The organism is Arthrobacter sp. MMS24-S77, from assembly GCF_054888235.1.
On sequence record NZ_JBTZRN010000001.1, the window covers coordinates 241,493 to 266,019 of the forward strand.

The following is a 24,527-nucleotide window of genomic DNA, read 5'->3' on the forward strand; positions in this document are numbered from 1 at the left end:
AGTCAGTTGGGTTCCTTAGACAGCCTCCAAAACGGAGACGTAGTTCGCGATGCCGACGCCGCCCATGTTCTGAACGGCTCCGCGGCGGGCGTTGGGCAGTTGCATGGCGCCTGCGGTGCCCGTGAGCTGCATGGCCGCGATGACGTGCTGCGACACGCCGGTGGCGCCCACGGGATGGCCCTTGGCCTTGAGTCCGCCGGAGACATTGATGGGCAGCTTGCCGTCCTTGTAGACCCAACCTTCCCGCACTGCCCTGGAGCCTTCGCCGCGCAGCGTCAGCCCCATGGCCTCGTACATGATCAGTTCGGCGATCGTGAAGCAATCGTGCACTTCGGCGAAGTCCAGTCCTTCGATCCCGACGCCGGCCATCCCCAATGCGCGCTCCCAGGAGACTCGCGTGGCGGCGAACTCGGTGGGGTCGCGGCGCTCTGCCGGGAAGAAGTCGTTCGCGTGCCCGAAGCCCGCCAACCGCACGGGATCAGTAGCAGCGCCCGACGCCGGGCCAACGGAGAGCACGACGGCGGCGGCACCGTCGGACACGGGGGAGCAATCGGTGCGGCGGAGCGGCTCGGCGACCAGGGGATTCTTCTCGGAGATGGTCCGGCAGAACTCCTCGCCGAAGTCCCTGTGCATCTGGGCGTAAGGGTTGTCCATGCCGTTGTGGTGGTTCTTGGCGGCGATGGAACCGAGGACGTCGCCCAGGCCTCGGGCAAAACCAAAGCCTTCGATGCCCTCTTCGTAGCGCTTCTCGTAATGCTTGGCCACCTCGGCGAACAGCCCCGTGAAGCCGGTGGTGGAGGCCTTGCCCGCCATTTCGTAAGACGCGCCCAGGAGTGCTGCTCCGACAACGTCGGCTCCGGCATCCGTCATCTTCTCGGCGCCGATCACCAAGACGTTGCGGGCAGTGCCAGCCAAGGCAGCCTTCACGCCCTGCTGGAATGCTGCGGAACCGGAAGCGCACGCGTTCTCTGTCCTCGTAGCCGGGACGTTGGCCAGGTCCTCGGACAGTTGCAGTGCCAGCGAGGACGTGAATCCCAGCGGTTGCATGCCCGAATTGAACTGGCCGAGGTAGATCTCGTCGATGTCGCGGGGCTCAAGGCCCGAGTTCTGAATGGCCTCCGCGGACACCTGGACGATCAGGGACTCGATCGTCTGGTCCGTGAGTTTGCCGAACTTGCTGTGTCCCCATCCGGTGAGGAGGATATCTTTGCCGAACTGGTCTTTCAGGCTCATGCTGTGGCTCCTTCGAGAGCGGATTCCAGGGAGACCGTGAATGCAGCCTCGGTCTTTTCGCGGAGTTCCTCCACGGTGACCCCGGGAGCGAGGCGGGTCAGCGTGAGCTGCCGCCCGCCGTCGTCGTTCTTGAACAGATCGAACACCGCGAGGTCACTGACAATGCGGTCCACCACCCCCAGGCCGGTCAGCGGCAGCGTGCATTCCCGGACGATCTTGGCGCTCCCGTCCTTGGCGTTGTGTTCGGTGAGGACCACCACGCGCGGAGTCCCTGCGACCAGGTCCATGGCGCCGCCCATGCCCTTGACCATCTTTCCCGGAATGGTCCAGTTGGCGAGGTCGCCGCTGCCGGAAACCTGCATGGCGCCGAGGATGGCAACCTTGACGTGTCCGCCGCGGATCATGCCGAAAGACGTTGCGGAGTCGAAGATGCTGCCGCCGGGCAGGACCGTGACGGTCTGCTTGCCGGCGTTGATGAGGTCGGCATCTTCCTCGCCTTCATAGGGGAAAGACCCCATGCCGAGCAGGCCGTTCTCACTTTGCAGGACAACCCGCACGCCGTCGGGCAGGTTGTTGGCTACAAGGGTGGGGATGCCGATACCAAGATTGACGTAGTCGCCATCGTTGAGTTCCTTGGCCGCGATGGCGGCCATTTCGTCGCGGGTCCATGCCATGGTGGTGCTCCTTCGCTGGTGGGTGCTTAGACGGCCAGGGCTTCAGTGCGGGGCCGGACGGTGCGCTGTTCGATGTCCTTTAGGCGAGTGCTCGCCTGGACCAGCCGCTGGACGTAGACGCCGGGCGTCACGATGTGGTTGGGGTCCAACTCGCCCGGCTCCACGATCACCTCGGCCTCGGCGATGGTCACGATTCCCGCGGTCGCCACCACGGGATTGAAGTTCCGGGCCGTGTAGCGGTAGATCAGGTTGCCGTCCGTGTCCGCGGTGTGGGCGTGGACCAGCGCGACGTCGGCGACGATCCCGCGCTCGCGGACGTACGTGACGCCGTCGAACTCTTCGAGCGGCTTGCCTTCGGCAACCAGGGTTCCGACGCCGGTCCGCGTGTAGAAGGCGGGGATTCCGGCGCCTCCCGCGCGGAGTCGCTCGGCGAGGGTGCCCTGGGGAGCGAACTCGACCTCAAGCTGGCCGGAGAGATACTGCTCGGCGAAAAGCTTGTTCTCGCCCACGTACGAGGCGATGACCTTGCGGACCTGGCCGGCTTCGATGAGGACGCCGAGTCCCTTGCCGTCAATGCCCATGTTGTTGGAGACCACCGTCAGCTCCTTGACGCCCGAATCGCGGACGGCATCGATGAGGTCCGCAGGGATGCCGCTGAGCCCGAAGCCGCCGACGGCGATCGTCTGGCCGTCGCGCAGGACGTCCTGTAGGGCCTCGGCAGCACTGTGTTGGATTTTGGCCATGGCTTGTCCTCGTCTTTGAGTTGGGTCGCTCGGCGGACTATCCACTTTGTGGACACTGGCTTGAGCATGTCGTCTGCGCAAGGAGCCTATGGCGGTTCGCTCCGGAGGGTCAACGGCGCGGTGGAGCCAGTAAGGCGGAAAATGCACAGTGTGGACGCTAGTCTTTGAAGTGTCCACATTGTGGAGGAAAACTTTGGAGAGGAGGTTGAATTGCCGACTCAGCAGCCACACATCAAGCCCGTCCAGGGCGCCCAGGTGGTGGGTCGTGTCGCCGCGCTCCTGCGGCTCGTGGGACGCAAACCGGAGGGCATGTCTATCGCTGGCCTGGTCCGCGAGTCCGGACTGACGCGCCCCACGGTGCACCGATTGCTCGCCTCCCTTGCGGTCGAAGGCCTGCTGGACCACGATCAGCGGACCGGCAATTGGATCCTGGGCCCGGAGATTTTCCTGCTGGGGTCGGTGGCGGCGGCCCGGTTCCCTTTTGAGGACCTCGCCCGGCCCAGCTTGCGACGCTTGGCTGAGGAGAGTGGGGAGAGTTCCTTCTATTCCATCCGTCGAGGCCACGAAACCGTGTGCGTGCTCCGCGAGGAGGGCAGCTTCCCCGTACGATCCTTCGTGTTGCACGAGGGCGTCAGGTTTCCCCTCGGTGTGGCGTCGGCCGGCACGGCGATCATGGCATTCCTCCCGGAAGAGGAACAGGCAATGATCCTGTCCGGCTGGGAACAGCATGCGGGGGACTTCGCCGCAGGCCACACCGAGAGCGTGGTGCGCAGGAACCTCGAGCAGACCCGGTTGGCCGGGTATTCAGTGAATCCCGGGTTGGTTCTCGAGGGCAGTTGGGGGATGGCCGCCGCCGTCTTCGACCAACTGGGCCGGCCCATCGGCGCGTTGTCCCTCACGGGCATCGAGCCGCGATTTCGCCATGAGAGGCAGGAATTCCTCGGCAAGCTGCTCCTGGAAGAAGCCCATCGCATGAGCGCCGCAAGGACGGACCACCTTTGAGCCGCAACGTCGGCACCCACGCCGAGTTCCGGCGTCGGGCGTTCCCAAAGATGGTCGGGAGTTGAGGGCGGCAGCTGGAGTCCTCTAGAAATTAGTAGGAAGTCCGAGTATATTCGGGATCAAAGACGTCCCGGAGCGCAGTTGGACATGTGCCTTCGAGGCCGATGGCGGGCATTCCCCATATGCAAAGGAGCATTCCATGGTGCGCGAACTTTCCCACTACATTGACGGCCAGAGGATCGACGGGACCTCCGGGCGCTTCAGCGATGTCTACGATCCCTGCACGGGCGAGGTCCAGGCAAAGCTTCCCCTGGCCAGCGCTGACGAGGTCAGGAACGCGATCGCGAACGCCGAAAAAGGCCAGCTCGGATGGGCCGCCATGAACCCGCAGCGGCGCGGCCGGATCCTGCTGAAGTTCGTGGACCTCGTCAACGAGCACATGGACGAACTCGCCACGCTCCTCTCTTCAGAGCACGGCAAGACCTTCCCCGATGCCAAGGGCGATATCCAGCGTGGCATCGAAGTGGTGGAGTTCGCCGCCGGGGCGCCGCACCTGCTCAAGGGTGAATTCTCGGACAACGCAGGCCAGGGCATCGACGTCCACTCGCTGCGCCAGCCTCTCGGCGTCGTCGCGGGCATCACGCCCTTCAACTTCCCCGCCATGATTCCGCTCTGGAAGTCCGGCCCCGCACTCGCCGCCGGCAACGCCTTCATCCTCAAGCCTTCGGAGCGCGACCCCTCGGTTCCGCTCCGCCTGGCCGAACTCTTCACCGAGGCGGGATTGCCGAACGGAGTCTTCAACGTCATCAACGGCGACAAGGAAGCCGTGGACACCCTCTTGGAGGATCCGCGCGTGAAGGCCATCGGCTTCGTGGGTTCCACGCCGATTGCCCAGTACATCTATGCCACGGCCGCCGCCCACGGCAAGCGCGCCCAGTGCTTCGGCGGCGCCAAGAACCACATGGTGATCATGCCCGACGCAGATCTCGACATGGCCGCGGACGCCCTGATCGGCGCCGGCTTCGGCTCCGCCGGTGAGCGTTGCATGGCCATCTCCGTTGCCGTGCCGGTTGGCCAGGAGACGGCGGACCAGCTCGTCTCCAAGCTGCAGGACCGCATCAGGGGACTGAAGGTCGGCCCCAGCCTGTCCAAGGACTCAGACTTCGGCCCGGTGGTGGCCGCGTCCGCGAAGGAACGGATCGAAGGCTACATCCAGGCCGGCGTCGACCAAGGCGCCACGCTTGTCACGGATGGGCGCGGCCTCGAGGTGGATGGGTACCCGCAAGGCTTCTGGGTTGGCCCGACCCTCTTTGACAACGTCACGAAGGACATGTCCATCTACAAGGAGGAGATCTTCGGCCCGGTCCTGAGCGTCCTCCGAGCGGCGGACTACGAGGAAGCGCTGCGGCTCTGCTCCGAGCACGAGTTCGGCAACGGCGTCGCGATCTTCACCCGCGACGGCGACGCCGCCCGCGACTTCGCGAGCCGCGTCGAGGTGGGCATGGTGGGCATCAACGTCCCCATCCCCGTGCCGATTGCCTACTACACCTTCGGCGGTTGGAAGGCCTCGGGTTTCGGCGACCTCAATCAGCACGGCGCGGACGCCTTCCGCTTCTACACCAAGACCAAGACGGTCACCACCCGTTGGCCCTCTGGCATCCGCCAGGGCGCCAGCTTCGTGATGCCGGCTGGCAGCTAATGGCGGAGGTTCTGTTCGAGAAGCGGGGCCACCTCGGCGTCGTTACTCTGAACCGACCCCAGGCGGTCAACGCGCTCACGGCCGGGATGGTGCAAGCCATGTTGGAGCAACTCACCGCCTGGGCGGTCGACGACGCCGTCAAGACAGTTTTGGTGCACGGCGCCGGGGATCGCGGGTTATGCGCGGGTGGAGACATCGTGGCGATCTACGACGACATGCTGCGCCATGGCGACCAGACGGCCGACTTCTGGGCGGTTGAGTACCGCTTGAACTCGCTCATTGCCCGCTACCCCAAGCCCTACGTGGCTTTCATGGACGGCCTGGTCCTCGGAGGCGGGGTCGGGATCTCCGCCCATGGCTCAGTCCGTGTGGTCACTGAGCGGACCCGTACCGGCATGCCGGAAACCACCATCGGTTTTGTGCCCGACGTCGGCGGGACCCTTTTGCTGTCCCGCTCACCGGGGGAATCGGGGACCCACGCCGCGCTCACGGGTGCCCACTTGAGCGGTGCCGATGCCTTGTTCCTGGGGCTCGCGGACCACTTCGTGCCGTCCGACAGCCTGCCCGCGCTGGCGGAAGCGCTGGAAAGCTCGACGGCGGAGGCCGCCGTCGAGCGCTTTGCGCAGGAACTTCCGGCCTCGGCACTGTCCGGCCAGCGGGACTGGATCGACGCCGCTTATGCCGCCGACGACGCCGAGGAAATCGTCCGTAGCTTGCGCGCGGCCGGCGGGGAAGCCGCCGCAGCCGCGGACACTATCGAGGCGAAGTCGCCCACAGCCGTGAAAGTCACGCTGGAGTCGTTGCGGCGTGTGCGGGGGCTCTCCCTCGACGAGGCCTTGGAGCAGGAGTACCGGGTTGGCATGCGGTGCCTGACCGGACCGGATTTCCGGGAGGGGATTCGCGCCCAAGTGGTGGACAAGGACCGCAACCCACAATGGAAGCCGGCTTCCCTGGCGGAAGTGACGCAGGCCGCCGTCGACGGCTTCTTCGCCCCGCTCGGCGACCGCGAACTCAAACTTCATTCAAAGGAGTCCGACCATGTCTGAAAACGTAGCTTCCGGCCCCATCGCTTTCCTCGGCCTTGGCCACATGGGCGGCCCTATGGCCGTGAACCTAGTCAAGGCAGGGCATCAAGTGGTCGCGTACGATCCCGTCCCGGCAGCACTCGAGGCCGCCCGTGAACACGGCATCGCTACGGTGGATTCCGCTGAAGAAGCCGTTGAGGGAGCTTCCGTGGTCCTGACCATGCTGCCCAGCGGCAAGCACGTCCTGGATGCCTATCGGGGTGTCGACGGCCCTGGACTCCTGGCTGTTGCGCCGCCGAACACGCTGTTCCTGGACTGCTCCACCATCAACGTCGACGAGGCCCGGGAAGCGGCAGCCATTGCCCTGGAGGCTGGCCACCGCTCCGTGGATGCGCCCGTTTCCGGAGGCGTGGTGGGCGCCGAAGCCGGAACCTTGACCTTCATGGTGGGCGCGCTGTCCGAGGACTTCGAAACGGTGAAGCCGATCCTGGAACTCATGGGCCGGAGAATCGTGCATTGCGGTGACCACGGAGCCGGGCAGGCTGCCAAGGTCTGCAACAACATGATCCTGGGCGTGTCCATGATCGCCGTCAGCGAGGCATTCGTCCTGGGCGAGAAGTTGGGCCTGACGCACCAAGCGCTGTTCGATGTCGCGTCCAACGCCTCGGGGCAATGCTGGGCTTTGACCACCAACTGCCCCGTTCCGGGTCCGGTCCCCACCAGCCCGGCCAACCGCGACTATCAACCGGGATTCGCCGGAGCGCTCATGGCGAAGGACCTGCGGCTCGCGGTCAACGCGCTCGAGAGCACCGGCGTGGATGGGCAGATGGGGCACTTGGCATCGCAGATTTACGATGCCTTCGCGGCCGAGGGTGGGGCCGGGCGCGACTTTTCCGGCATCATCACGGACATCAGGGACAAGTCCGCCAAGTAATCTTGGCGGGTAGGTCATTCTGGGTAACTGACCAACGTGGGCAACACGCAAAAGTGAGCAACCGACAAAAGGGGCACGGCTTGGCGCAGCAGTACGAAAACATCCTGGTGGAACTCCGTGGACGGGTGGGCTTGGTGACCCTGAACCGGCCGAAGTCGCTCAATGCGTTGAACCAGGCCACCATGGATGAACTGCTGGCTGCTGTTTCTGCCTTGGATACCGATCCCGGTGTGGGCGCCGTGGTGATCACCGGCTCCGAGAAGGCCTTCGCGGCCGGCGCCGACATCAAGGAGATGGCCTCCAAGGGGTACATGGAAATGTATGCCGCAGACTGGTTCCACGGCTGGGAAAACCTCACGCGCCTGCGCATTCCCGTGATTGCCGCGGTGTCAGGCTTTGCCCTGGGCGGAGGCTGCGAACTGGCCATGATGTGCGATTTCATCATTGCCGGGGACAACGCCAAGTTCGGCCAGCCGGAGATCAACCTCGGTGTCATTCCGGGCATGGGTGGTTCGCAGCGGCTGACCCGCGCCGTGGGCAAGGCCAAAGCGATGGACATGATCCTCACAGGGCGGTTCATGGATGCCGAGGAAGCCGAGCGGGCGGGACTCGTTTCCCGTGTGGTGCCGGCGGATTCCGTGGTGGAGGAAGCGCTGAAGGCCGCCGAGGTGATCGCTTCCAAGTCCAAACCGGTCGCCATGGTGGCCAAGGAGGCGGTCAACGCGGCCTTCGAGACGGGCCTGTCCCAGGGTGTCCTGTTTGAGCGTCGGATCTTCCATTCATTGTTCGCCACCGAGGACCAAAAGGAAGGCATGGCCGCGTTCACCGAGAAGCGGCAGCCGGAGTTCAAACACCGCTAGTCCCCACCGGCTCCCAGCCTTCGCTAGTCCCCACCGGCTCCCAGCCTTCGCAAGCTCAGGCCGGGGCCCTCGCCGGTGTGGGCCCACAGGCCGGGGCCCTCGCAGGCGTGGGCCCTGCAGGACCGAGCTCGACCGGAAACTCGAGCGCGTGACCGTATTGGGACCACCCGCCCGTGAAGAGTCTGCCGTGTCCAAGGCCGGCATATTCCATGGCCAAGAGATTGTGGCAAGCCGTTACTCCGGATCCGCAATAGCTGATCACGTTCCCGGCCGATGTGATGCCTGCCGTGGCGAAGACGCGCAACAACTCGGCCTTGCTGCGTAGTTTCCCGGCGGGGTCCAGGTTCTCCCTGCAGGGTACGTTTTTCGCGCCGGGCACATGCCCGGGCCTGGGATCGATGGGGTCCTGCTTGCCTTCGAAGCGGTCACGGTTGCGCGCGTCCACCACGAGGTTGGTTTCAGTTGAGAGCTCGTGGATCTCGGCCAGACGGTGGCTGGGCCACGGTTGTGCGGTGAAATCACCCGCGGGCCTTGAAGGATGCTCCGTTTCCAGGGGCCCTTCATAGCTGGCCAGCCCGCCATCCAGAATGGCTGAGCTGTGGCCTGTGGCGCGCAGCATCCAGACCAAGCGTGCAGCGATGACCCCGCCGGCGTCGTCGTACGCAACGACGATGTCGTCGTCGCTGATTCCCACTTCCCGCATCCCAAGGGCAAAGTCATGCGGCGCGGGCAGCGGGTTTCTTCCTTCGAGTGGCGATCCCTCAGTCGAAAGCCATCGATCCAGGTCGACAAAGACCTCCCCGGGGATGTGCCCGCCGTCGTACGCTTCCCGGCCGGAGCGCCCGTCGAGGTACCAGCGCACATCGGCGAGCACTACGCGGCGACGGTTTTGACGGCACCATTCGAGGTCGACGAAGGGTTCTATCGCTGTACTCTGCATGGTCACAACACTAAGCGACCGTCTCATTATTTGATATATGAATCTCACAATGTGGTCAGTGGAATCAGTCCGTGAAGTCTCCCGCAGCCTTACGGAAGTCCCCCAACACGCGGATCAGGTGCTCGACGTCATCGTCCCCGAAACCGGACTGGCCGAACACCTCACTGTTGAGTGCCGCCGTCGCGCGCTTCGCGAGGGTGCGGCCCTCCGCGGTGAGCTCGATCAGTGTAGTGCGCCCGTCCGTGGGGTGCGGGGAACGGACCACGAGGGCTGCGTTTTCGAGGCGGTCGACGGCGTTGGTCACCGACGTCGGGTGCACCTGGAGCAGCGCACTGGCTTTGTTCATGGGCAGAGCGCCACTGCGGGCGAAGCTGAGCAGCGCCAAGAGCTCGTAACGCGCGAAGGTCAGGCCGAACGGCTTCAGCACGCCCTCGATCCGGGCAAGCAGGATCTGCTGCGTGCGCATGATCGCGGTGATGGCCGCCATGGGCGCGGCGACTTCGCCCCAGCCGTGGCGTTCCCAGTTTCGCTGGGCGTCCGCTATGGGGTCGCGGGGGAGCGGGCTGCCCACGGTACCTCCTGACATTTGTTGGTGGCTGCCTATTCTTTCAGACTCGGGAACTCGTCCTCGGTGTACTCGACGCCCAGGCCGGCGGGCAGCGGGCCGTCGCCGTGACGCGCCACCTCCGTGCCTCGAAGTTCGACACGCCGGATCTTGCCGGAAATCGTCTTGGGCAATTCGCCGAATTCGAGACGACGGATGCGCTTGAACGGCGCCAAATGCTGCCGGCAGTACCTGAGGATGTCCTCCGCCACAGCCGGACCGGGTTCGTATCCCGCGGCCAGCACCACGAATGCCTTGGGCACCGAGAGCTTGACCGGATCCGGCGAGGGCACGACGGCGGCCTCCGCCACGGCGGGATGTTCAATCAGGACGCTTTCGAGCTCGAAGGGGGACAGGCGATAGTCCGAGGACTTGAAGACATCGTCTCCGCGCCCGACGTAAGTGATGACGCCGTTCTCGTCCCGGCTGGCCATGTCGCCCGTGTGGTAATAACCGTCGCGGAAAGCCTCGGCCGTCTTTTCCGGGTCGCCGAAGTAGGACTTCATGAGCCCAACGGGGCGAGGGTCCAAGCGCAAGCACAGTTCGCCGTCGTCGGCCTCTTCGCCGGTGGCAGGGTCAAGAAGCACTACATCGTACCCGGGCAGCGGCCGTCCCATGGAGCCGGTCTTGACCGGCTGTCCCGGGGTGTTGGCGACCTGGACGGTCGATTCCGTCTGGCCGAAGCCGTCACGGATGGTCTGGCCCCATGCCCTCTCCACTTGACCGATGACCTCGGCGTTGAGTGGTTCGCCCGCCGAAACCACCTTGGTGGGCGGGGTTTTCAACAGCGTCAGGTCCGCCTGGATGAGCATGCGCCATACGGTGGGCGGGGCGCAGAAGCTCGTGACGCCCTCGCGCCCCATTTGTTCCATGAGGGCCTTGGCATCGAAGCGATCATAGTTGTAGACAAACACGCAGGCCTCGGCGATCCACGGCGTGAAAACGTTGGACCACGCGTGCTTGGCCCAGCCGGGGGACGCCACATTGAGGTGGACATCCCCGGGTTCCAGGCCGATCCAATACATCGTGGACAAATGCCCCACGGGGTACGACGTGTGGGTGTGTTCCACCAGTTTGGCCCGCGACGTGGTGCCCGAGGTGAAATAGAGGAGCATCGTTTCGTCCGCGGCGGTGGGCGCGTCCGGGGTGAACTCGGTCTCGGCGGAATCCGCGTCGGCGTACTGGAGGGCAGTGGTGTTCTGGCGGCCGGCAGCGTTCCGACTGGCGGCCGTGCCGCCGCCCACTTCGATCAGCGTGTAGTCGCCCGGCACTTCGTCGAACTTGGCAATATTGGCGCTCCCGACGGCGGCCCAGCGTGCGCCGCCGCGCTCCACACGATCTGCAATGTCGCGCGGACCCATGAGCGTGGTGGTGGGGATCAGGACCAGGCCCAGTTTGATCCCGGCGAGCATGAGTTCCCACAGTTCCACTTGGTTACCAAGCATGACGATCATGCGGTCGCCACGGTGGACGCCCTTTCCACGGAGCCAGTTGGCGAGCTGCGAGGACCGTGCGGAGAGCTCGGCGAAGCTGCGGCGGGTGGAACTGCCATCCTGTTCGACGATGACCAACGCCGGGTTGTTGGCCGTGCCGGGGTTGGCCGCGATCTGGTCGAACCAGTCAAGGGCGAAGTTGAACTCGCTGAAGCGGGGCCACTGGAATTCGCTGTGTGCCTGGGAGTAGTCGGTGCGCAGCTCAAGGAGCCGGTTGCGGGCTGCACGGAAGTCGTCGGTGACTGTCATTGTCTGCCTTTCGCCCTGCGTGGATGGGTCAGCGCGGACCGGTAACGAGCTGGCCGTGTGATCCGCCTCACCTGCAATATACTAGGACATCCAAGGGTTTGGAAGAGGCTGTGGGGCGCGGCGGCGTCCCGTCACGCCGGGCGCACTTTTGCGCGATTACGACGGCGGGTGCCCCGTCACGCCGCGGCAGACCGCCGTCGTGCGCTGCAAAAAGTCGCTCAGCGTGACGGCGGGGCCCCGGTTAAGGCGACTGCTACTTCCACCAAGTGTCGAAAATCGTGACGGGAACAGTGCGCTTGTGCCGCGTGCGCAGGTACTTCTGCTCGATCAGCATCGCGGCGGCCTCGGGGATCTCGCGGCCCTCAAGGTAGTCGTCGATCTGGTCGTAGCTGACTCCGAGTTCATCCTCGTCGGTACGTCCGGGTGTGCCGTCCAGCAGGTCCGCCGTCGGAATCTTCTCCCAGACCCGGGACGGGGCGCCCAGCTCTGCGAGGAGTGCACGGTTTTGCCGTTTGTTGAGGCCGAAGAGCGGCAGGACGTCCGCGCCGCCGTCGCCGAACTTGGTGAAGAACCCGGTGACGGATTCGGCTCCGTGGTCCGTGCCGATCACCAGGTAGTTATGCTCGCCGGCGAGTGCGTACTGCGCGGTCATGCGGGCCCGGGCCTTCGTGTTGCCCTTGTGGAAATCAGAGATGCGTGCGCCCGTGGTCTTTTCGAACTCATCCTCGAAGCCGTCAACTGCCCGGGATATGTTGAACGTCCATTCGGTCCTGGCCTGGATGAAGTCCAGGGCGGCTTGGGCGTCGTCCTCGTCGTGCTGGGTGCCATAGGGGAGCCGGACCGCCACGAAGTTCGCCTCGACGCCCTCGGCCTCGAGCTCTTCGACAGCCAGCTGTGCAAGTCGCCCAGCAAGCGAGGAATCCAGCCCGCCGGAGATGCCCAAAACGAACCCCTTGGTGTGCGTGGCCTTGAGGTATTCCTTCAGGAACGTGACGCGTTTGCGGACCTCCTCGGCAGGATCGATCCGGGGCTGAACGCCCATTTCCGCAATGATCGTGGCCTGGAGTGTGCGCATGTCCCCAACACTAGTAACCAGTGCTCGAAACACTCAACTGTGTCACCTCAAGTGTCACGCCAATCGACGATCGCTCGCTCAGATATGGGCGCCAATCGACGAACGCTCGCTCAGATGATGTGAGCGAGGGTCGCGCCAAAACGCACTATAAGTGAGCGAGCGTCCTGGGAGGGGCTGCGCCGTCGTGTGTCCGGGCTGTTTGTCACCACCCCCCGAGCTACTTCGACGATCGCTCGTCAGATATGGGCGCTAATCGACGAACGCTCGCTCAGATGATGTGAGCGAGGGTCGCGCCAAAACGCACCATAAGTGAGCGAGCGTCGGTGGGGATTACGACGGCGCGGCGCCCGTCGATGCCCGGACGGTGAGGTGCGTGGGCATGACGGCCAAGCGCCGGCTGGTCCCGCCGTACTGGGGATTCAGCCGGGAAAGGAGCATGGAGACTGCCACGCGCCCGGCTTGTTCAATGGGGGAAGCCATGGTGGTCAGTGGAGGGTTGCAGAAATCGGCTCCGAAGATGTCGTCGCAGCCCACAATGCTCATGTCCTCGGGCACGCGGATGCCGCGTTCGCGCAGCCGCTGGAGCATGCCGATGGCCAGCAGGTCATTGAAGACAATGCATGCCGTGGCTCCTGTGTGCACCGCGGCGTCCGCGGCAGCCGCCCCGGACGTCGTCTTGGGCGCGAACGGCCCCACGCTGGATGTGGTCAATTCCCGTTCCTTGGTCTCGACCTGGAACGCTTGCCACCGCTTTGCGTTGGACCAAGAGGTGGCAGGGCCTCCGACGAAGCAAATCCTCGTGTGGCCCAACGAGACCAGGTGTTCGAGCGCCTGGATGATGGCCGACGGCGTGTCGATCACTACGGTGGGCGCAATTGCGGGGGCCCGGTTGATGGTGACCAGGGGCTGCTGTGCCGCTGCTTCAGTTAGCTGTTCGTCCGTCAGGCGGGACGCGGCAAGGATGAAGCCGTCGGCTGAGCGGCGCATTTTCTGCAGGGCATCTGCCTCCATCTCCGCTGACTCCTCGGTATCTACGAGGAGCTGCGTGTAGCCGGCAGCCTTCAGTTGGTGCTGCGTGCCGCGGATGATGTCGAAGTAGAACGGGTTGGTGATGTCCGGAACGAGGACGGCGACGGTCTGCGTGCGTCCGGAGCTGAGCCCGCGGGCCTGCGAGCTTGGTATGTAGTTCAATTGCGCGGCTGCTTCTTCGATCCGCTCGCGTGTCACATGGTTCACTCTCCCGGGATTGGTCAGGGCCCGCGAGACGGTGGACGTAGCTACTCCCGCGAGCTCGGCGACGTCGCGGATAGTGGGCTGCTTGCCCGGTGACTGGAGCTGGAGTTCTGCCATGGTCTGGGTGTTCCTCATCTGCCGCAGCCGCTCAACAATGAGTGACTTGTCCCACAATTGCAGCACCGATGACAATTTTTGGCAATCGCTTGTCATCCTTGTTGCGCATGCCTAGACTCGGAGAAATCACCCGATGTGACGCGCACCACGCCATTGAGGCCATCGGGTCTCCAGGGAGGAAAACAATGAAGTTTGCATCGTCCGCCAAATTTGCCGCTGTTGCCCTAACAGCAGCCCTAGCTTTGACCGCCTGCGGAGGCGGGAACAGCAGCTCCGGGGGCAGCGCTGGACCTATTGACGGCAAGGGCAAGAAGCTGAGCGTCCTGGTCAACTCCAACGCGAACTATCCGGCACAGCAGAAGCAGTGGTTCACCGACATTGCCGCCAAGTTCAAGGCGCAGACCGGTGCCGACGTCGAATTCGAAACGTTCGCTTCGGGAAATGACGAACTCACGCGAATCCAGACCTCCGTGGTGTCGGGCCAAGGTCCGGACGTCTACAGCCTCGGTACCACCTTCACTCCCACGGCCTATGCGACCAAGGCCTTTGTGACGTTGTCCGACGACGACTGGAAGAAAGTGGGCGGTAAGGACCGGTTCAACCAGGCAGCGCTGGGCATCTCCGGCCCGGACGCACAGCATCAAGCGGGCATTCCTTTTGTCAGCCGACCGTTCGTGATGGCCTACAACAAGGACATCCTGAAAGCGGCAGGGATCGATAAGCCCGCCACCAGCTGGGACGAACTCGCAGCCCAGGCCAAGAAGATGACCAACCCGGCCACTGGAACCTTTGGCCTCGCCACCGGGTACAAGGACAACTTTGATCCGTGGAAATTCATCTGGGCCATGTCCGTCCAGGCGGGCAACCCGCTGGTGGACGGCAAGACGCTCAAGCTCGACGACCCGACTGTCAAGAAGGCCTACGAAACGTACTTCGGATGGCTCACCAAAGACAAAGTTGTCGATCCGGCCTCTGTTGGCTGGAGCAATAGCAACGCCCTGGCGGCATTTGCGAGTGGCAAGGCTGGCTATCTGATGATGACGACGTCGAGCTCCGTCCCGACGCTCGAGAAGTCCGTTGTTGCCGGTAAGTATGCCTACGCAACCATGCCGACGACGGCCCCGGGCCAGACGTCTCCGCAGGGCGACGCTGCGAACGCGGCCAGCATCCTCTCCGGTGACAACGTGGTTGTTGCCGATTACTCGAAGCAAAAGGATTTGGCCTTCGCTTACATCAACCTCATCACGTCCAAGGACGAGCAGCTGAACTACCAGAAGATCTTCGGAGATCTGCCCGCCAACGCCGAGGCCCTGAAGTCTCTGAACAACCCGATACTCCAACCGGTTGCCGATACTGCCGCCAAGTCCAAGGCAACGCCCTTCACCGGCGCTTGGGGCGACATTCAGTTGGCCCTCGTGAATGTAGTTGTCCAGTCGATCCCGGACCTTTCCAAGGGTTCCGTGGACGATTCGAGCCTGCAGACGCGCCTCAAGGACGCACAATCCAAGGGCCAGGCCTCACTTGACCGGGCCTCGAAGTAAGTAGGAACTGACATGTCCACCGATTCATTGACTGCGGGCAAGTCCACGCGCCGCAAATCGTCCCATGCTGCGAAGCCGGGCCCGCAGTCGCCAGACAGCCCGCCGCGGCGCCGCAAGGGGCTGAGCGAGCGCAACCGCCCCTTGTGGATGCTGATTCCAGGCGGACTGCTGATGGTGATCATCATCGTAGTGCCGCTCCTCCTCGGCATCTTCATGTCGGGGCTGGACCTGGACCAGTATTCGTTGCGGAAGTGGGTCAGCGCTCCATTCATCGGAGTGCAGAACTTCGTCGAAGCACTGACCGCATCACCCTTGTTGCACGCCATCTGGCTCAGCGTCAGCTACTCGTTGCTCGCCATGGTGGTCACTATCCCGCTAGGCATAGCCGGCGCCGTCGCGACCCAGAACGCGTTCAAGGGCCGCGCGGTGATCCGTTCCATTTTCCTGATCCCCTACGTGCTTCCGTCTTTCGTCGTGGCCACAGTGTGGCGGACCATGTTCCAGCCGGGCAGCGTGATCGACTCGGCGTTGCATTCGGTGGGTATCGATCCCGGGCTCTGGCTCAACGGGCCCCAGTCATATTGGACGCTGATCCTGGTCCAGATCTGGGCATCGTGGCCGTTTGTCTACCTGCTGGCGTTGTCCGGGCTGCAGTCCGTGGACCATGAGGTCCATGAGGCTTCGGCCTTGGACGGGGCCCTGTGGTGGAACAAGCTCCGCTACGTGGTCTTCCCTTACCTGAAGGGTCCGCTGGCCCTGGCGTTCCTGATCGGCATGCTGCACCACATCAACAACTTCACCTTGCCGTTCGTCTTGTTCGGTGTGCCGGCTCCGTCCGATGTGGAGCTCCTCCCGATCCTCACCTACGTCACCAGCTTCCAGAGCTTCAGGTTCGGGCTCAGCGCGGCCATGGCGTTCATTTCGCTGATCCTGATCGCGATCCCCTTGTTCGTCTATCTGCGGGCCGTCAAACTCGACGACGCCGAAACTCCCGGAGGCAAAAAGTGAGCACCGCAACTACCGCCGTCGGACGCCAATCGAGCGAAAACTTCCGCCCGGGCTCCAAACGCCAGCACGAAGTCACCAAGCTCTTGCCAGGCCCGATGCTCGCCAGTATCTTGACGGTGTTGTGTGCCCTGGTGCTTATTCCGGTGGTTTACATCTTCATGGCGTCCGTGAACTCGGACATCGGCGTGGCCCGGGGCGAGTTCTTCCCGTCCACCTTCTCTTTTGAGAATTACTCGACGATCTGGACGAGCGTTGGACTGGCCACTGGCCTGGCCAACAGCGTGCTCGTTGCCGGGTCTACCGCCGTAGTCTCCGCGCTGATGTCGATCGCCACTGCCTACGTCCTGGTCCGCTACCAGTTCCGCGGCCGCCTGACGATCCTTCGCGGGCTGCTGGCCCTGCAATCGGTGCCCGGTACCCTCATGGTGCTCCCGGTCTTCGTGCTGTTCTCGTCTGCCGCCAGCTACCTCGGCATCCAGGTGATCGGCACGCAGTGGGGCTTGTTCGTGACCTACCTGACGTTCGCGATGCCGTTCTCCACCTGGGTGATGGTCACCTATCTGCGCGGCCTGCCGCGCGAACTCGAGGAAGCGGCAAGGATCGACGGCGCCAGCAACCTGGGCGTGCTGGTCCGGATCATCCTCCCGCTGAGCTGGCCCGGCGTCGTCGTTTCGGGTATTTTCGCCTTCCTGCTCGGCTGGAACGACGTCCTGTTCGCCTCAGTCATGACGCGGCCGGAAAGCCAGACGGCCGCCGTCGCGCTCCAGGTCTTCGGCGCCTCGCAAGAAGGCGGAGCGATTCCCTTCTACGGCCAAATGATGGCGGCTTCCCTTGTGTGTGCCGCCCCGGTGGTCATCCTTTACCTGATTTTCCAGCGTTACCTAGTGGGCGGCCTGACCGCCGGAGGAGTTAAGTAGCTATGAGCACGCCAGCTGTTGAATGGGAGCTCTCGGGCTTCGGCGACGAGATCGACGACGACCCCAAGATCCAGATTGCCGTGATGCAGGCACTGGGAGCCAAGCACATTGAAGTCCGCAGCGCCTGGGGCACCAACATCGTGGATCTGGACAACGCGCAGCTCGGGGAACTGAAGTCCTTGCTGGATGCCGCGGACATGAAGGTTTCCGCGATTGCCTCGCCGATCGGGAAAGTGGATGTTTCCCTCCCTGTGGAGCACGAGGTGGAACGGCTCCGCCGAGCAGTCAACGCCGCACAGGTGCTCGGATCCCGTTACATCCGGATCTTCTCCTTCTACTACGGCGAAGACGTGGCAGTGGAGAGCATCCGGGATGAGGTCATCGAGCGCATGCGTGCCCTCGCCGACGTGGCTGAAGAGTCCGGCGTCGTCCTGCTCCACGAAAACGAGAAGGACATCTTCGGTGACATCCCGGAGCGGATCCTGGACATCATCGAATCCGTGAATTCCCCGGCACTGAAACTCGCTTGGGATGCGGCCAACTTCGTCCAGGTTGGCGTCAAACCCTTCGACGAGGGCTACGCCAAGCTCCGCCCGCACCTTGAATACCTACAGGTCAAGGATGCCTTGTTTTCGAACGCCACGGTGGTCCCGGCCGGCGAGGGCGACGGCGATGTCCTCCGCACGGTTGAGGCACTGAAGGCCGACGGCTACACCGGCTTCGCCAGCCTCGAACCTCACTTGGCCGGCGCCCATGGATTGGGCGGTTTCTCCGGCCCCACGGCGTTTGGCATCGCCGCGAGGGCGTTCGCGAAAGTTCTGAGCGAAGCAGGAGTGGAAACCAAGTGACAGAGGAAAACATGAGCCCCAACGGCAACGGCGCTTCGGGCGCGGAGATCCGGGCGGCAATCGTGGGGTGCGGAGTCATCGGCCGCACGCACGCGGCTGCGGTCCGGGAATTCCCGGAGCTCGTCATCACGGCACTTGTGGATGAGATCGCCGAGGCTTCCGAGGCGCTTGCCGCCAAGATCGAAGACCAGGGTGCCCCGAAGCCGGCCGTTTTCCTGACGTTGGCCGAGGCGTTCGCCGCTGCCCCCGTGGACTTGGTCATCGTCGCCACGCCTAGCGGCCTCCATATCCAGCAAGCGCTGGAAGCGCTCGACGCCGGCAAGCACGTCGTGATCGAAAAGCCCCTTGACGTCGACTTGAGCCGGGCAGACGAAATCCTGGCTGCGGCCAAGGCTGCCGAAGCCAAGGGCCTCGTGGCCACCGTTATCAGCCAGCACCGCTTCGATCCGGCCAGCCGGATTGTGGACGAAGCCCGGCGGGCAGGGCGCTTTGGCACCCTGACTTCCGCCGTCGCTTCGGTCAGTTGGTGGCGGAGCCAGGGCTATTACGATTCCGGCGCCTGGCGCGGAACCTGGGCCATGGACGGCGGTGGCGCCATCATGAACCAGGGCGTCCACACCGTGGATCTGCTCCTGTGGTTCCTCGGCCGGCCCCTCGAGATCAGCGCCCAAACCGCCTTGCTCGCCCACGAAGGCGTGGAGGTGGAGGACACCGCCGTGGCCACCGTGACTTTCGAATCCGGCGCACTTGCCGTGCTGCACGCGACGACGGCGGCGTACCCGGGCCTGACGGTCCGCCTCCAGGTGATGGGCAGCAAGGGCTCCGCCGTGATCGACAACGACAACCTTGAGTACTTCCACGCGTCCGACGCCGCCGATCCTGCGGAAAGCAGCGCCATGGGCATCCTCGGCAGCGGGAACCAGGCCGCCGTCGAACTCGGCAAATATCCGGATGACACCGTCGAGGCACTGGACCCCACGGTGTACCCGGCCGGACATGTCCGTCAGTACCGCGACATCATCGCGGCCATCCGGGAAGGACGCCCCGCGGGGGTGACCGTCCAGGACGCCGTGACAGCATTGGCCACCGTGCGTGCGCTGTATGTCTCGGCCACCTTGGGTTTGCCCGTGCTGATCTCCGATGTCGTGGCCGGCAAGTACAACAACGTGGAGGTCCACACCGGCGGTGCCGGCGCTGACACCGACTCTCACTCTGGATCACACCGCGAGGGGGTTTCGGCATGAAGTTTTCCGTCTTCACCGCATCCACGCCCGAATGGTCGCCGCAGGAAGCTGTCACCAGGCTTGCTGCCCAGGGATGGGACGGCATCGAATGGCGGGTCACGGACCAGGCCGACGCGGCAAAGCCCGGCTTCTGGGCGGGGAACCGTGCCACCTGGCCAATGACGGGTTTGGAGGACTCACTCCCTGAGATTGCCCGCCTCACCGCGGAGTCAGGGCTCGAGTTCTCGGGTCTCGGCGGCTACGCCCGCTGCGACAACCACGACGACGTCGATCGTGTCCTCGCCGCGACCGCAGCCTTGGGTGCCAAGCAAGTCCGCGTGAACGTGTTGCCCCTGGGCAACTCGAATATGGGCGGCCAAGAACCCACCGGCCTGTCCTACCCGGAGCTCTTCCAAGCTACCCGCGAGCACTACGAGTGGGTTGCCGACCGCGCAGCACACCACGGTGTCAAGGCGCTCGTGGAACTGCACCATGGAACGGTGACGGCCTCTGCGTCCTCGGCTAGGCGATTGCTGGAAGGCCTGGATCCGCAGCACGTTGGCGTCATCCATGACCTCGGCAACTTGCTGATCGAGGGCTGGGAATCACCGTTGCCTGCACTCCAGCTCCTAGGCCCCTACTTGGCACATGTCCATGTGAAGAACGCCCGCTGGGTCCGCGCCGACTCGAAGGACGAATCGGGCGCGGCCGTGTGGGTCAATGAATGGGCTCCCCTGGCCGAGGGGCAGGGAAGTGTCCTCGGATACTTCCGGGCACTCGCAGAGGTCGGCTATGATTCCTGGGTCACGCTGGAGGACTTTTCCACGGAGCTTCCGCTGGAGGAACGGACGGCGTCGAACTTGGCGTATGTCCGCAAGGCAGCCGCTTTGGCCGGGCTCGCCGTCGTCGATCACGCTCCGGCACCCTGACGGTCCGCTCTTCGAAGCTCAAAACACGCGGCAGCCGCTTGCCTTTCGGAGGCAAGCGGCTGCCGCGTTGCTTTGGGGTCGCTCAGATGGTGCGTGTTCCCTTGGCCAGGTTGTCTTTGAGTTCGGCGGCGTTCTGCCGAATCACGTAGGCCGGGCGGCCACGTTCCACCCGCCAGCTCTCGTCGAGCGGTCCGATGTTGACGGTGTCGAAGCCGAACTCGTCGTAGATCTTCGCCACGAGTTCGGCGGCCTCGGGGTAGTCGCTCGCGGTGGCCAACGCGCGGCGGTTTTCAGTGCCCGCCGGAGTGCCGTCGGTGCCGATCTCCTTCGCCATGATGTGGTTGAAGCCCTTGGCCACCTTGGACGTGGGCAGGTGCTTCTGCAACAGCCCCGATGTGGTGGCTTCACCCTTGTCCAGCGCGGGGATGCGGCCGTCCCGCTCCCAGTAGTAGTTGTTCGTGTCGATCACAATCTTGTCCGCCAGCGGCTCCTCGGGGATGTCCAGGTACCTCTTGAGGGGCACGGTGACGACGGCGAAATCGCCCGCCGCTGCTGCCTCGGCCGGTGTCGCGGCCCGGGCATGTGGGCCCAGCTCTGCTACCAATTCCGCGAGGGTTTCCGGTCCCCGCGAGTTGCTGATCACTACGTCATAGCCAAGCTCGACTGCTTTGCGAGCGACCTGGCTGCCAATGTGTCCTGCACCGATGATTCCGATTGTTGTCATATTTGCCGCAACACCGCCCCCGACGCAGATATTTCACAGGTTACGGCGAGTGACACCTGCGACGCGGGATTTATTTCGCGTCACGCGTAGAGGCTCACGACACCCGAATTCCGGTGTCGCCAGGTATTTTGCGCGACGGAGGGCAGGATGCGCGTCGCAGACTTTCCGTGACGTCGCCCGTTCCCTCGCCCCGAACAGCTTTACGTAGAATAGGCACCATGACTCCCGCCGTTGACACTGCCGCTGCCCGTGCCCGCCTCCTTGAATTGATCAAAGAACTGGCGGTCGTCCGCGGCAAGGTGATCCTTTCCAGCGGCGCCGAGGCGGACTACTACATTGACCTGCGCCGCATCACCCTCCACCACGAGGCCTCGAAGCTGGTTGGCCAAGTCATGTTGTCCATGATCGACGACGCCGGAATCGCCGTTGAGTGCGCCGGTGGCCTGACGATGGGGGCGGACCCGGTTGGTACCGCGGTGATGCACGCCGCCACCGACGCCGGCCGTGCCGTTGACGCCTTCGTGGTACGAAAGGCACAGAAGTCCTACGGCATGGGCCGGCAGGTGGAAGGCCCCTCCGTCGAAGGGCGCAGCGTCGTGGTTCTCGAGGACACGTCCACCACCGGTGGCTCGGCCTTGACTGCCGTCGAAGGCGTCCGCAAAGCCGGCGGCAACGTGGTGGCCGTGGCCGTCATTGTGGACCGCAACACTGGCGCCAAGGAAAAGATCGAAGCCGAAACCGGCGTCCCCTACCTCTTCGCCTTCGGCAAGGACGAGCTCGGCCTCGACTAGTCCGGCGGGCCTGAAGGGGGACCGTGTGCCAGTCTGCCTAAGCGCCTAAGCTGGCTGGGTGGACTTTCAGGCAGGGAAATTCCCTCGCAAGCAGCAAGGCTGGCAGGACCCGGGCTCCCTTGCCCAGGTCCTCCGCCATGCTGCAGAACTGAAGAGTTTTTCCCGTCGGACCTTCCTGATCGGCGCTGGCACTTCCACGGCCCTCGCGGCGGACATGCTGTTCACCCGCCAGGTCCAGGCCGAGCGCCGCACCACCAAGATCCTCCCCGTGGGGGATGATTTCGCGGAGTCTTACTACCCCAACTCGAGTTGGATTCTCTTTCCTGGCTACAAGACCAGCTGGGAAGAAGCCCAATGGATCCTCAATTCGCTCCGCGGTTCGCTGCGGCAGAGAGGCCAGTTGGCCGCCGTCGGGTACTCCAACCTGGGGCTGGACGTCACTGAGGTGGCGGACGCCGTCGTCGGCTACATCAATGAGCGGAAGCTGAACACGCTCTACTTCTATGGCCATAGCTTCGGCGGAATGCTCGCCACTGAAGTGGCCGCACTCCTGCGCGAACGGTACGACGTCGGAGTCAAGCTGATCCTGTTGGATTCTTCGCCGTTCAGTAAGTACGACATCCTCGACCAAAGCTGGTTCGACGGCGTGGTGTTCCTTTACGAGAGCGGCTTCCAGGTTCCGTCGGTCCTTCGCGGCGGTTACGAGCTGGGCGAGCGCGTGGTGAATAAACACGAGCGCACTTGGGGCCAGATCTGGGACCAGACCCTCGAGCAGCTATCGCCGATCGCACCGTCGAGTGTCCTGATCCAGGGCGAATCGGACTACATCTACCACTTCGATGGCACCCGGTTTACGGACAGGCTGGGGGATACACGCATGGCTTTCATTGGTAATCCCCGCGATGACACGGTGAACTACGAGACTGCCCGGGCAGGGTGGGCCAAGACGTTCCCGCTCAATATGGCGTCCACGGGGCGCAGGACCGACGGTGCCCGGCCCGCCCATGCGAGTCCCCAGTGGAACCCTTTTGTCTACAACCCGATCATCGAGGACCTACAGAACGAGCTTTTCCCCTTGCCCAGGGCCGGCTCACGGGTGGTCATCAGCTGACCGGCCTCGGCTATCCGCGCCGCAGTCCATCCAACTCTGCACCGCTCAGGCCGGCGTCGCGCAGGTAGTCCGCCGCATTGCCGAATTCGCGGGCGAACCGGTCCAGGAAGTACTCCATGGCAGCCTCGGGGGATTGCAGCAGCATGAGCGAGGGACTGAACGCCTCCTCCGGGACTTCCGGGACGGCCAGCCGCCACGCCGCCGCCATGGTCTCCAGCATCAGGGGCAGCGCCGCAGTGCTGGCGGCGTAGTCCGCTACAACGGCCGCGTGGTCCGTGCCGGTCGCGAGGAGCGCCAAGGCGGCAACGACGCCGGTGCGGTCCTTACCGAGGGAGCAGTGGATGAGCGTCCGCTTGCCTTGGGCAGCGGGACGGAGGGATTCCGCCACCCAATCAGGGCGTGTGCGAACCCAACCCAGATACAGCTCTCCAAGGTCTTCGACCGTGTGGATCGTTTGGAGCCCGGCCGAGGCGACACGCGGATCGAGGGGATTTTCTATGAGCTCCACCGCGCCGTTGGCCAGTTGCCACGGCACGATGGCGCGTTCGTACCCGCTGCGCAGATCCATAACCGTCTGGATGCCGTGCATTTCGAAGAAGGCGGCTGTCGCCTCAGTGTCCATGCCGAATGGCTGGCTGCCTCTGAGGATCCGGCCGCCGGCCAGGGAACGCAGGTTCAGCACAGCCATGGGACCAGCCTAAATCTGGCTTTTGAGGTCCGCTACCGAGTTCAGTACCTGGTTCGGCCGGAACGGGAAGGCCGCGATGTCCTCGCGCTGGGTGATACCGCTGAGCACCAGGACGGTGTGGAGCCCGGCTTCCATGCCCGCGATGATGTCCGTGTCCATGCGGTCGCCGATCATGGCAGTGGTTTCGGAATGCGCGTCGATCTGGTTCATCGCGGAACGGAACATCATGGGGTTCGGCTTGCCCACAATGTAGGGCTCGCGGCCGGTCGCCTTTGAGATCAGCGCCGCGATGGCGCCGGTGGCGGGCATCGGGCCGTCCTTCGACGGGCCAGTCGCATCCGGGTTGGTGGCGATGAAGCGGGCACCGGCGAGGATCAACCGGATGGCCATGGTGATCGCTTCGAAGGAGTAGGTGCGGGTTTCGCCAAGCACCACGAAGTCCGGGTTCTGGTCGGTGAGGATGAAGCCGGCCTCGTGCAACGCCGTCGTGAGCCCTGCCTCACCGATGGTGTAGGCGCGGTTGCCGGAATCCGAGCCACGCACCTGGTCCTTTAGGAACTGTGCCGTGGCCAGCGCCGAAGTCCAGATGTTCTCCTCCGGGATTTCCAGGCCAGAGGAACTCAGGCGGGCCGCCAGGTCCCGCGGAGTGAAGATCGAGTTGTTGGTGAGCACGAGGAATCGCTTGGAGGTATCCACCCAGCGCTGGATCAGTTCGGCCGCTCCTGGGACCGCCTGGTTCTCGTGGACCAGGACACCGTCCATATCCGTGAGCCAGCATTCGATCTCGTGGCCGTTGCGGTAAATGGCTGAGCTTTTTGGGGCCTCGGTTGCGTTCTCCATGCTTTTCCTCCGCGGGTTGGCTGTTT

At 64.1% G+C, this 24,527-nt stretch carries 24 protein-coding genes; 13 read left to right on the plus strand and 11 right to left on the minus strand.

What is annotated here, in order from left to right:
- Positions 1–15: 15 nt before the first annotated feature.
- The 3 genes from ACX5I4_RS01180 to ACX5I4_RS01190 are packed head-to-tail and all read right to left on the minus strand — an operon-like array spanning position 16 to position 2,650.
- Positions 16–1,233, minus strand: coding sequence for an acetyl-CoA acetyltransferase (locus tag ACX5I4_RS01180; RefSeq protein WP_461835042.1), 1,218 nt, complete (start codon positions 1,231–1,233; stop codon positions 16–18).
- Positions 1,230–1,907: a CoA transferase subunit B gene (locus ACX5I4_RS01185; protein ID WP_461835043.1), complete on the minus strand. Its 678-nt coding sequence runs from the start codon at positions 1,905–1,907 to the stop codon at positions 1,230–1,232. The genes ACX5I4_RS01180 and ACX5I4_RS01185 overlap by 4 nt, the downstream gene beginning before the upstream one ends.
- A gap of 26 nt (positions 1,908–1,933) precedes the next feature.
- Positions 1,934–2,650 carry a CoA transferase subunit A gene (locus tag ACX5I4_RS01190; RefSeq protein ID WP_461835044.1) on the minus strand — a complete coding sequence of 239 codons (717 nt, stop codon included), beginning with the start codon at positions 2,648–2,650 and terminating at the stop codon, positions 1,934–1,936.
- 210 nt (positions 2,651–2,860) lie between these two features.
- Between ACX5I4_RS01190 and ACX5I4_RS01195 the strand changes: the two genes are divergently transcribed.
- From ACX5I4_RS01195 to ACX5I4_RS01215, 5 genes are all read left to right on the plus strand, one after another.
- On the plus strand, positions 2,861–3,652 hold the full coding sequence (locus ACX5I4_RS01195; protein ID WP_461835045.1) for an IclR family transcriptional regulator: 792 nt from the start codon (positions 2,861–2,863) through the stop codon (positions 3,650–3,652).
- Between the two features lie 199 nt (positions 3,653–3,851).
- A complete protein-coding gene (locus ACX5I4_RS01200; protein ID WP_461835046.1) occupies positions 3,852–5,351 on the plus strand; it encodes a CoA-acylating methylmalonate-semialdehyde dehydrogenase in 1,500 nt (499 codons plus the stop codon).
- The gene (locus ACX5I4_RS01205; protein ID WP_461835047.1) at positions 5,351–6,397 is read left to right on the plus strand and encodes an enoyl-CoA hydratase/isomerase family protein; all 1,047 of its coding nucleotides are present in this window, start codon (positions 5,351–5,353) and stop codon (positions 6,395–6,397) included. The genes ACX5I4_RS01200 and ACX5I4_RS01205 overlap by 1 nt, the downstream gene beginning before the upstream one ends.
- Positions 6,390–7,310, plus strand: a complete 921-nt coding sequence (gene mmsB / locus ACX5I4_RS01210; protein WP_461835048.1) for a 3-hydroxyisobutyrate dehydrogenase — start codon at positions 6,390–6,392, stop codon at positions 7,308–7,310. The genes ACX5I4_RS01205 and mmsB overlap by 8 nt, the downstream gene beginning before the upstream one ends.
- A gap of 80 nt (positions 7,311–7,390) precedes the next feature.
- Positions 7,391–8,170: an enoyl-CoA hydratase gene (locus ACX5I4_RS01215; protein WP_461838619.1), complete on the plus strand. Its 780-nt coding sequence runs from the start codon at positions 7,391–7,393 to the stop codon at positions 8,168–8,170.
- Between the two features lie 55 nt (positions 8,171–8,225).
- On the opposite strand, the gene ACX5I4_RS01220 is transcribed toward ACX5I4_RS01215, so the two are convergent.
- The 5 genes from ACX5I4_RS01220 to ACX5I4_RS01240 all read right to left on the minus strand — a co-directional run bounded on the left by ACX5I4_RS01220 (position 8,226) and on the right by ACX5I4_RS01240 (position 13,881).
- Positions 8,226–9,110 (minus strand): sulfurtransferase, encoded by an 885-nt coding sequence (locus tag ACX5I4_RS01220; protein ID WP_461835049.1) that lies wholly within the window; start codon positions 9,108–9,110, stop codon positions 8,226–8,228.
- A 64-nt stretch (positions 9,111–9,174) separates the two neighbouring features.
- The gene (locus ACX5I4_RS01225; RefSeq protein ID WP_461835050.1) at positions 9,175–9,681 is read right to left on the minus strand and encodes a MarR family winged helix-turn-helix transcriptional regulator; all 507 of its coding nucleotides are present in this window, start codon (positions 9,679–9,681) and stop codon (positions 9,175–9,177) included.
- Positions 9,682–9,710: 29 nt separating this feature from the next.
- Complete coding sequence (locus tag ACX5I4_RS01230; protein ID WP_461835051.1) at positions 9,711–11,456, minus strand: AMP-binding protein; 1,746 nt, start codon at positions 11,454–11,456, stop codon at positions 9,711–9,713.
- A 253-nt stretch (positions 11,457–11,709) separates the two neighbouring features.
- Complete coding sequence (gene nadE / locus ACX5I4_RS01235) at positions 11,710–12,531, minus strand: ammonia-dependent NAD(+) synthetase (RefSeq protein WP_461835052.1); 822 nt, start codon at positions 12,529–12,531, stop codon at positions 11,710–11,712.
- A gap of 330 nt (positions 12,532–12,861) precedes the next feature.
- Positions 12,862–13,881, minus strand: a complete 1,020-nt coding sequence (locus tag ACX5I4_RS01240) for a LacI family DNA-binding transcriptional regulator (RefSeq protein ID WP_461838620.1) — start codon at positions 13,879–13,881, stop codon at positions 12,862–12,864.
- A gap of 185 nt (positions 13,882–14,066) precedes the next feature.
- Between ACX5I4_RS01240 and ACX5I4_RS01245 the strand changes: the two genes are divergently transcribed.
- The 6 genes from ACX5I4_RS01245 to ACX5I4_RS01270 all read left to right on the plus strand — a co-directional run bounded on the left by ACX5I4_RS01245 (position 14,067) and on the right by ACX5I4_RS01270 (position 20,347).
- A complete protein-coding gene (locus tag ACX5I4_RS01245) occupies positions 14,067–15,422 on the plus strand; it encodes an ABC transporter substrate-binding protein (protein ID WP_461835053.1) in 1,356 nt (451 codons plus the stop codon).
- Between the two features lie 12 nt (positions 15,423–15,434).
- The gene (locus tag ACX5I4_RS01250) at positions 15,435–16,430 is read left to right on the plus strand and encodes a carbohydrate ABC transporter permease (RefSeq protein WP_461835054.1); all 996 of its coding nucleotides are present in this window, start codon (positions 15,435–15,437) and stop codon (positions 16,428–16,430) included.
- A gap of 95 nt (positions 16,431–16,525) precedes the next feature.
- On the plus strand, positions 16,526–17,347 hold the full coding sequence (locus tag ACX5I4_RS01255; RefSeq protein ID WP_461838621.1) for a carbohydrate ABC transporter permease: 822 nt from the start codon (positions 16,526–16,528) through the stop codon (positions 17,345–17,347).
- A gap of 2 nt (positions 17,348–17,349) precedes the next feature.
- A complete protein-coding gene (locus ACX5I4_RS01260; protein WP_461835055.1) occupies positions 17,350–18,195 on the plus strand; it encodes a sugar phosphate isomerase/epimerase family protein in 846 nt (281 codons plus the stop codon).
- A gap of 11 nt (positions 18,196–18,206) precedes the next feature.
- Positions 18,207–19,439, plus strand: coding sequence for a Gfo/Idh/MocA family protein (locus tag ACX5I4_RS01265; protein WP_461838622.1), 1,233 nt, complete (start codon positions 18,207–18,209; stop codon positions 19,437–19,439).
- Complete coding sequence (locus ACX5I4_RS01270) at positions 19,436–20,347, plus strand: sugar phosphate isomerase/epimerase family protein (RefSeq protein WP_461835056.1); 912 nt, start codon at positions 19,436–19,438, stop codon at positions 20,345–20,347. Before ACX5I4_RS01265 ends, ACX5I4_RS01270 begins: the two co-directional genes overlap by 4 nt.
- A gap of 82 nt (positions 20,348–20,429) precedes the next feature.
- On the opposite strand, the gene ACX5I4_RS01275 is transcribed toward ACX5I4_RS01270, so the two are convergent.
- Positions 20,430–21,071 (minus strand): NADPH-dependent F420 reductase, encoded by a 642-nt coding sequence (locus tag ACX5I4_RS01275; RefSeq protein WP_461835057.1) that lies wholly within the window; start codon positions 21,069–21,071, stop codon positions 20,430–20,432.
- A 218-nt stretch (positions 21,072–21,289) separates the two neighbouring features.
- Between ACX5I4_RS01275 and pyrE the strand changes: the two genes are divergently transcribed.
- Positions 21,290–21,862, plus strand: a complete 573-nt coding sequence (gene pyrE / locus ACX5I4_RS01280) for an orotate phosphoribosyltransferase (protein ID WP_461835058.1) — start codon at positions 21,290–21,292, stop codon at positions 21,860–21,862.
- 58 nt (positions 21,863–21,920) lie between these two features.
- Positions 21,921–22,973, plus strand: a complete 1,053-nt coding sequence (locus ACX5I4_RS01285) for a thioesterase domain-containing protein (protein ID WP_461835059.1) — start codon at positions 21,921–21,923, stop codon at positions 22,971–22,973.
- A gap of 10 nt (positions 22,974–22,983) precedes the next feature.
- Here the strand turns inward: ACX5I4_RS01285 and ACX5I4_RS01290 are convergent, their stop codons facing one another.
- Positions 22,984–23,661 (minus strand): tyrosine-protein phosphatase, encoded by a 678-nt coding sequence (locus tag ACX5I4_RS01290; protein WP_461835060.1) that lies wholly within the window; start codon positions 23,659–23,661, stop codon positions 22,984–22,986.
- Between the two features lie 9 nt (positions 23,662–23,670).
- Positions 23,671–24,501 (minus strand): HAD-IIA family hydrolase, encoded by an 831-nt coding sequence (locus tag ACX5I4_RS01295; protein WP_268023772.1) that lies wholly within the window; start codon positions 24,499–24,501, stop codon positions 23,671–23,673.
- Positions 24,502–24,527: the final 26 nt, after the last annotated feature.